This is a genomic window from gamma proteobacterium symbiont of Lampromicra miyakona, assembly GCF_059730895.1.
This window is the reverse complement of sequence record NZ_AP035933.1, coordinates 691,380-699,865: the sequence shown is the minus strand read 5'-3', so window position 1 is coordinate 699,865 and position 8,486 is coordinate 691,380. Positions and strand designations below refer to the sequence as shown.

General features: G+C 59.9%; 6 protein-coding genes. 2 read left to right on the top strand and 4 right to left on the bottom strand.

Going from position 1 to position 8,486, the window contains the following annotated elements; all coding sequences use genetic code 11:
• Positions 1-437 precede the first annotated feature (437 nt).
• Positions 438-1,814, top strand: a complete 1,377-nt coding sequence (locus AC6I8P_RS22825; protein WP_481658290.1) for an aldehyde dehydrogenase family protein — start codon at positions 438-440, stop codon at positions 1,812-1,814.
• Between the two features lie 53 nt (positions 1,815-1,867).
• Positions 1,868-2,452, top strand: a complete 585-nt coding sequence (locus AC6I8P_RS22820) for a nucleotidyltransferase family protein (RefSeq protein ID WP_021508804.1) — start codon at positions 1,868-1,870, stop codon at positions 2,450-2,452.
• Positions 2,453-2,473: 21 nt separating this feature from the next.
• Here AC6I8P_RS22820 and AC6I8P_RS22815 read toward each other — a convergent pair whose 3' ends face one another.
• From AC6I8P_RS22815 to AC6I8P_RS22800, 4 genes are all read right to left on the bottom strand, one after another.
• Complete coding sequence (locus AC6I8P_RS22815) at positions 2,474-6,043, bottom strand: molybdopterin cofactor-binding domain-containing protein (protein WP_498031358.1); 3,570 nt, start codon at positions 6,041-6,043, stop codon at positions 2,474-2,476.
• Entirely contained in the window at positions 6,037-6,564 is a 528-nt protein-coding gene (locus tag AC6I8P_RS22810; RefSeq protein ID WP_058770561.1) for a (2Fe-2S)-binding protein, read from the bottom strand. The genes AC6I8P_RS22815 and AC6I8P_RS22810 overlap by 7 nt, the downstream gene beginning before the upstream one ends.
• Positions 6,565-6,607: 43 nt before the next feature.
• Positions 6,608-7,069, bottom strand: a complete 462-nt coding sequence (locus tag AC6I8P_RS22805; protein WP_481658288.1) for a MarR family winged helix-turn-helix transcriptional regulator — start codon at positions 7,067-7,069, stop codon at positions 6,608-6,610.
• Positions 7,070-7,147: 78 nt separating this feature from the next.
• Entirely contained in the window at positions 7,148-8,200 is a 1,053-nt protein-coding gene (locus AC6I8P_RS22800) for a 2,5-dihydroxypyridine 5,6-dioxygenase (protein ID WP_136546994.1), read from the bottom strand.
• Between the last annotated feature and the right edge of the window lie 286 nt (positions 8,201-8,486).

Below are 8,486 nucleotides of genomic sequence, written 5' to 3'. Positions count from 1 at the left end.
ATTACAGTGAACATTAACACTGTTTATAGTGAACATTCTACTGTCTATAGTGAATAAAGTACTGACTATAGTGGATACTTTACTGATTATAGTGAACACGATCACCTTCTCAGCCCTTGTCGGGTGCGGCCTGCCGCGATCGGGGATCTCTTAGGATCTCTTTTAGATCTCTTTATGATCTTTCTTTAAGATCTAATCACTGTATAAGTGGATAACCCGTTGAGGCGGCTGATGCGGATAAGCGTAACCTGCAGAATATTCGCTTACGTCTTTAAATCACGCTGTGAAGGTGGAAAGTGAAAATCTTCCGACCTGCGCTGCCTCTCAATTCATTTCAGGTGAACAACTTGCTCTCATCTATTCATTTTTCATCACCTGATGGCTGGCGTAAGGTAGATCCCACTCTGATCAACCCGATTATCTGACGAAGGCATCCTATGACTGATCACGTTATTTCACGTAATCCCACCAGCGGCGAAATCATTGCCACTTATCCCCTGCAGAGTGCAGCAGAGCTGGAAACGGCTTTACAGCAAAGCGCCAGCGCCTTTGCGCAGTGGCGTAACACAGAGATGGCACAGCGCGTGAAGGTACTGCGTCAGCTGGGTAAGCAGCTGCGCCAGCGTCAGGAGCAACTGGCTACGCTCGCTACGCTGGAAATGGGTAAACCAATTGCGCAGGCGCGTGCCGAAGTCCTGAAATGCGCCAGCCTGTGTGACTGGTATGCTGAACACGGACCGTCAATGCTGGCCGATCAGCCCACGCTGGTGGAAAACCAGCAGGCCTGGCAATCGTTTCGTCCACTCGGTGTGATCCTGGCGGTGATGCCGTGGAATTTTCCTTACTGGCAGGTACTGCGCGGCGCGGTCAGCATGCTGCTGGCGGGCAACACTTACCTGCTGAAACACGCTCCGAGCGTCATGGGCTGCGCCTTGCTGATGCAGGAGCTGTTTGCCGCAACCGATTTGCCGCGCGGCGCATTCAATGTAATCAACGTTGATAACGACGGTGTTTCTGCAGCCATTAAAGATCCGCGCGTCGCGGCTATCGCCGTAACCGGAAGCGTGCGTGCGGGTGGGGCTATCGCCGCTCAGGCCGGTGCGGTACTGAAAAAAACCGTGCTGGAGTTAGGCGGCGCCGATCCTTTTATCGTGCTGGCGGATGCCGATCTGGATGCGGCAGTGGCCTCAGCGGTCACAGGGCGCTACCAGAACAGCGGGCAGGTGTGTATGGCAGCCAAACGCTTCATCATTGAAGAGAGCATCGCAGAGGCGTTTGAGGCGCGTTTCAGCGCAGCCGTGCAGGCACTGAGAGTGGGCGATCCGCTGCAGGAAGAGACTTATATCGGTCCGATGGCACGCTACGATCTGCGCGATGAACTCGATCATCAGGTGCAGGAAACCCTGCAGCAGGGTGCACGTCTGGTGCTGGGCGGCTACAAGATCGAGGGCGTCGGCAACTATTATGCGCCAACCATTCTTGCCGACGTCACGCCTGCAATGACCGCTTTTCGTCAGGAGATCTTTGGGCCGGTGGCGGCGATCACCGTCGCGCGCGATGCGCAACATGCACTGCAGCTGGCGAATGACAGCGAGTTTGGCCTGAGCGCTACCGTGTGGAGCGGCAATGAAGCGCTGGCGCAGGAACTGGCAGAGCAGCTGGAAACCGGCGCGGTGTTTATCAACGGCAACGGCGCCTCAGATCCGCGCGTCGCTATCGGTGGCGTGAAGAAGAGTGGTTATGGCCGCGAACTCTCCAGCTTCGGCGTCCACGAGTTCTGTAACATCCAGACGGTGTGGAAAAACCGTCGCTAACCCGGCCGGGGCGCGCCATACTGTGCGCCCCAACTTCCGGAAGCAATCCTTGTATGCAGACGCCAGGCATTCTCATCCTTGCTGCCGGTCTCGGCAGCCGCTTTCGTCAGGCCGGCGGTACCGGGCATAAACTGCTGGCACCGTATCCTGACGATAATGGCGTGCCTCAGCCGCTGCTGAAGCTGACGCTGCAGCAGGCGCAGCGCAGCGGTTTGCCGCTTCTCCTTATTATCCGGCCGGAAGATCGCGCTATTCAACAGCTGGCACAGCAGTGCGGCGTCGCGACCTGCACTATTGCCAGCGCCGGTAGCGGTGAAAGCATTGCCGCTGGCGTGCGGGCCACCGCCCACTGGCATGGCTGGCTGATCGTACCGGGTGATATGGCGTGGGTGAGGGCGGAGGATCATCAATGCGTGGCGCAGGCGCTGCGCAACGGTGCGCCGCAGGTGCGGCTCAGCTGGCAAAACCAGCCGGGCCACCCGGTGGGATTTGCCGCGCACTATGGCGCGGCGCTCGCTCAACTGCAGGGCGACAGCGGTGCCCGCGCGCTGCTCGACCCGGCCATTCTCATCACTCTGCCGGCCCATCAGGGCACGATCCGCGACGCGGATCTGCCGCGATCCGATGCAAGCCGCTGACCGGCAGCACCCCTGACTGGGTCAGTGGCTGCCGGGATTAGCGCGTACCTGCGCCACCTTTTCAGTCAGATCTTGCCACGCCGGTTCATCAGGCGCGTAGCGCTGGCGCAGCCAGGCAGCAATATCCGCAACCTGCCTATCCGACAAACTGGCGGCAAAGCCGGGCATATAACCGAGCGCATCGGTTGCCGGTTTGTCGATACCGTGCAGCACCACCTGTAACAGATTATCCGCCGTCGCGCTGGTTATGCTGCTGCTGTTGGCCATCGATGGGCTGACGCCAAACAACTGCGGTCCGCCCTCGCTGGCGCTGTGGCAGGCCTGACAGGCGCCTTTAAACAGCCGTTCCCCTGCGGCAGTGTTCCATGCCGGTTTTGCCGCCGGCGCAGCGACAGGGCGCGCTGCCTGACCATTGATATCCGCCAGATAACTGGCCATGGCGCGCACATCGGCTTCCGGCAGGGTGGCGAGATGGCTTACTACCGGTGCCATCGGTCCGGCGGCAACGCCGTGCTGCGCATCGTAACCACTGCGCAGGTAGTTATACAGCGACTGCGCGGTCCACGGCTGCGGGGCTTTATTCAGCTGATTGAGAGCGGGCGCTTCCCAGCCGTCCACCCAGCCACCGGCAAGGAAATTGTCCCCGCGTTTTTCCGCGCCCAGCAGATTACGCGGCGAGTGGCAGGCACCGCAGTGTCCGGCTCCGTTCACCAGATAGGCACCGCGATTCCATTCGGCGCTTTTGCGGGGGTCAGGCTGGTATTCGCCGCGCCCGAGGTAGAGCGCGTTCCAGCCTGCCATCAGGAAGCGCAGGTTATAGGGAAAGCGCATCTGGTTCTCTGGCGGTGCCTGATGTACCGCCGGCTGCGACATCAGCCAGGCGTACAGCGCCTGCATATCGCCTTCGCTCAGCTGGCGAAAGCTGGTGTAAGGAAACGCCGGATAGAGATGATGACCGTCGCGGCTGATGCCCTGGCGCATGGCGCGATCGAAGGCGTTAAATGACCAGCTGCCGATGCCGGTCTGTTTATCCGGCGTGATGTTGGTGGTGTACAGCGTGCCAAACGGTGTCTCCATCTTCAGGCCGCCGGCATTGGTCGCGCCGCCTTCCGTGGTATGGCATACCGCGCAGTCACTGGCGGCGGCCACCTGACGGCCACGTTCAAGCATCTCTGCCGACCAGCTTCCGGCGGCCGGGGGTGTCACGGGCGCAATCGGTGCGCGCCACGGCAGCGCGTTAATCGCCACGCCAGCGGCGAGGCCGAGCAATCCTGTTACGCCACCCAGCGCCCATTTTCGGCTGCGGCGGCGGACGGTTTGGGCCGGTGCGGCCAGCTGCGGCTCCGGCTGTGGATCGGGGCCGTTCAGCGCCTGACGCAGTTTGTCAGCAGTAATGGGCAATTCGCGAAAACGGATACCGGTGGCATCAAACACCGCGTTAGCGATGGCCGCGGCGCTGGGCACCGACGCGGACTCCCCCGCACCCAGCGGCGGTTCGTGCGGGCGCGGCACCATCATCACGTCGATATCCGGCACTTCCGGAAACGTCAGGATCGGGTAGCTGCCCCATTCCTGGCTGGCGATCAGGTTGCTTTCAATCGTCACCTGTTCTTTGAGCACCCGGCTGGTGGACTGAATGACATTGCCGTGAATTTGATGCTTTACCCCTTCCGGGTTGATCATCATGCCAGCATCATGGCCTACGGTGATGCGCGTAACGGCGATCTCGCCGCTCTGCTTATCAATCGCGACATCCGCGACCCAGGCAGCCCAGGCGGCGCCGAAGCCGGGAAATTTGCTGTGAATATAGCGTGCGTAGGCAAAACCGCGTCCGCGCAAAATGCCGGGTTCGCTGGCGGTCTGCTGAATGGCGGTGCGCGGCGTCCAGTCTGCGCGCGCAGCGGTGGCGCGCATTAGCTCGGCGGCGCGATCGTCCTGAATGTAGCGCAGCCGGTACTCCACCGGATCGACGCCTGCCGCGTGGGCCAGCTCATCCATATAGGATTCATGGGCAAAGGTGTTGGGCAGGGCCGAAACGCCGCGCATCCACGAGGCGCGCACAATCGGCGCCATGTCCTCAATGGTGACGCGCAGATGGGGAAAATCGTAAGGTGGAATGGAGGTGCGATCGCCCATTTCATACGCCAGCGCCACCGGATCGACGCGGCCGGTCAGCAGCAGCGCGAGGGTGGGTGCGCCGTTGGACGGATAAGACGTAGTGAAATCATACACCTGCGGATTGCCCTGCGCGTCCAGCCCGCCGTCCACCTCCATCAGCTGTGCAGTGCCTTTCGGTTCCCACACGTGTTCCTGGGCGCGCGTCAGCTGTACCCGTACCGGCTGGCCTACTGCGCGTGATAGCAGCGCCGCATCGGCGGCCACGTCATCGGCGCAGTTGCGACCGTAGCAACCGGCGGCTTCCATGCGGTTCACTTCAATGGTCTCTTCCGACCTCTCCAGCAGCCATGCCAGATCGGCGCGCAGCAGGTGCGGATTCTGCGTGCCGCTCCACACCTGCAGCGAATCAGGCTGATAGTCGGCTACCGCACAGGAAGGGCCAATCGACGCATGCAGCTGATAGGGCCAGACATAGCTGCGGGTAAAACGCTGCGCGACATTCGCCAGCGCGGCATCCACTTCACCGCTGTCATGCACCACGCGCGAGGTGCGGGGATTATCACGAATAGCCTGTTCAATATCGCGCAGGTCTGGCAGGCTGTGTTCCCACGGCTTCCAGCGCACCTGTAACGCGTCCATCGCGGCGATGGCCTGCTCCTCGCGCTCGGCCACCACGCCGACAAAATCCGCGATCTGCACCACTTTCACGATGCCTTCAAGATGCGCGATCGAGCTTTCGTCAATGCTGAGCAATGAGGTACCGACAAAGCTGCCGGTGTCATAGCCCGCATACGGTGGACGAATGACCCGGCCGTGCAGCATACCGGGCACGCGCAGGTCATGCACCCATGTCAGTTCACCGGTGGCTTTGGCGGGAATATCCACCCGCGCCGAGCTGGTACCAACTAAGCGATATTCACTGGCGGGTTTGAGTGTTACCTGATGATCAATCGGCACGATGCTGCGCTGCTGCTGCACCAGTTCGGCAAATGACAGGTGCTCACCGCCGGGGTGCTGCAGGAAACCGCTGTCCAGCGTGATGCTCTCCACCGGCAGCTGCCAGCGCGCGGCGGCCTGCTGTAACAGCCACTGGCGCGCCGTTGCAGCCGCTTTACGCAGCGGTACGGCAGAAATTTGCAACGTGGCGCTGGCGATGGTGGCGCCCTGGTTGGGTACGCGCAGCGTATCGCCCAGCACCATTTGCACCTGATCCATGCGCAGATTGAGCTCTTCGGCGACGATTTGCGTCAGCGCGGTTTTCACCCCGGTACCGAGATCGACATGGCCATTGAAGGCCCAGACGCTGCCGGAACCGTCAATAGCCAGAAACAGTGCGCGCTCTTTGGCTTTCAGCGTCGGCGTCTGGCCTTTGGGTACCAGCCCTGGCGGTGGCTGAATCTCATCGACAATCAACAGGATGTCGCTGGCTGCCAGCAACTGCTGCTGCGTGGGGACGTTAGCCGCACTCATGATGCCGCCTCCGCCTGCTGCAGGCATAAGGTAATGGCGCGCTTCACCGCGCACAGGATCTCCTGATGGGTGCCACAGCGGCACAGATTACCGCTTAGCGCCGCACGTATCTGCCGGTCATCAGGGCAGGGCTGAGCGCGCAGCAGCGCGGCGGTGGTCATGATCATGCCGTTAAGGCAGTAACCGCATTGTGCGGCCTGCGCCTCAATAAACGCCTGCTGCACCGGGTGCAGTGCGTCGCGGTTGCCCAGGCCTTCCAGCGTGGTGATAGCGCGCTGACGCACGCCATACGCCGGGATGACGCAGGCGCGCGCGGCAACGCCATCGATCAGCACGGTGCAGGCACCGCATTCACCCAGGCCGCAGCCATATTTGGGTCCGTTAAGCTGGAGTTGATTACGCAGCACCAGCAGCAGCGAGGTATCGCGATAGCTGCTGATGGAGTGAGTCGCGCCGTTCACCTCAAGGGCGTAATGGCACGTGGATGCAGGTGAAACCGGTGTGGCAGTCTGATGTGCCAGCATTTTCATTATTAACCGCCTTAGCGAGGCGGCTAAGCGCCCCGGGTTAGGGCTGGCTCGTATCGTCCAGCATTTTCTTCAGCAGATAAATCAGCGCGACCCGTTCGGCCGGATTCAGCTGCCCGTAAGTCATTTCGGTGATGCGCATCGCGTTGTCTGTCGTGCTGTCAATCAGGCGGTGGCCTGCATCGGTCAGCATGACAATCACTTTGCGTTTGTCGGTGGGATCGGGACCCAGACTGACCAGATTGCGCGCCTTAAGACGCTCAACCACACCGCGAATGGTGGCCTGATCGACGGCGGTATAACGCACTAAATCGTTCTGTGCGCTCGGACCGCGATCGCGCAGCGCACAGAGGGTAATAAATTGCACGGCAGTGATCTGTGAATCACCGACGTGTTGCTGAAAAATCGCCGCATGGCGTTGATACACCTTGCGCAACAGATGGCCAACCTGCTCGGTATAGTCATAGCGCTGGTCTGCGCGCGGATCCTGCTGGTGCGACATGCCTTTATCCTTTTTCCCGGAAACTGTCAGGCAGTGTAATGCATTGTCACTGCGCTGACAGCCGTTCCCTGCGCACGATTAACGCGCGCGTGAGGCCTCCGGTGCCACCACTTCACCTTCCGCCACCACCAGCAAATCGTCCACTTTGATGTCGCAGCGGCGCAGAGCAATGTCCATATGGCACGGCGTTTTGCGCTTACCGCCCACTTCGGTGTTCGGTCCGGTCGAAAACAGGAAGTTGCCGTAAAAGGCGCGCGCGTCCATACACATGCCGTCGTTTTTGTCGTGTAATCCCATCGCTGTCCACTGCGCGCGCGGCTGCAGCCCCCAGCCGATGTGGGAAATACCGTACACTTCCGGATCGTTGAAGTAGCGCATGTAATCGCGCAGATACTCGGCTTCAAAGCCACCGTGAATGCGGGTGACAAAACCTTTCTCGATCTCCAGCGTGATGCGTTCACGCGCGTAAGATTTAAACGGCAGCAGGATGTCACCGACGTCCAGCACCAGCACGCCTTCAGCCTGATCTTCATTCGGCCAGGTGAACAGGAAGCCGCTCGGCCAGTGATCCCAGCGGCCCGGCTCATCCGCGTAGCCATATTCCGTTACCGTGGGGTACTGGCCGAGCGGGGCGCGAAAATCACTGCCGGCCGGCGACTTCACCGTCATCATGCGCGCTTTTTCCAGCACTGCCGCCGCGGCCAGCACGCGCGACTTGTCCTCTTCAGTGGGCAACATTCGTGCCAATACTTCCGGCGGCTCAACCGCCAGCAAAATTCGCGTCCCGGTTTTCAGGATTTGCTCCTGCTCCGGCGAATGCAGCAGCATCATGGTATCGACGATCAGGTCCGCCGCTTCCAGCGCGCGCTGTGCGGCAATGTTGCCGGTAAGCGCGGTATCACCACAGTAGGCGGTCATGTCGTTACCCATTGCCGTCGGGTGATTGAAGGCCGGCAGCTCAATGCAGTACACCTTCGCGCCCAATCGTAGTGCAGCATCAGTGGCGGCCTGCACGGTGCGTGCATCGGAATAGTGACTTTTCAGGATGGCGACACTCTGGCTGGCGTCGACTTTCGACAGCCGTAAAACCTGCTCGAACATCTGGCCTAACTGGCTCTGATTTACTGCCATAGCGGTTTCCTCTCAGGGTTAGATGTCAGACAATTTGCTGCGCAAAACTTCAGCTATTTATAGCGAACACGCTTTATGTGTTTGTTATAGACGTGTTGCGAAGAACAGTGCAAGCATTTCTTTTTGACATAAGAAAAGCCTATTTAACCTTATCATCAGGCTGTGATTAACATCATGTTATCGAGTTTTCACTGTAAATACGGTTGCTTTTAACAGTGTCATAACCTCAATAATTAAAGTGTATGCACTATAAATTCAGCGTCGGGTTTGATCGTTTATCCGTGTG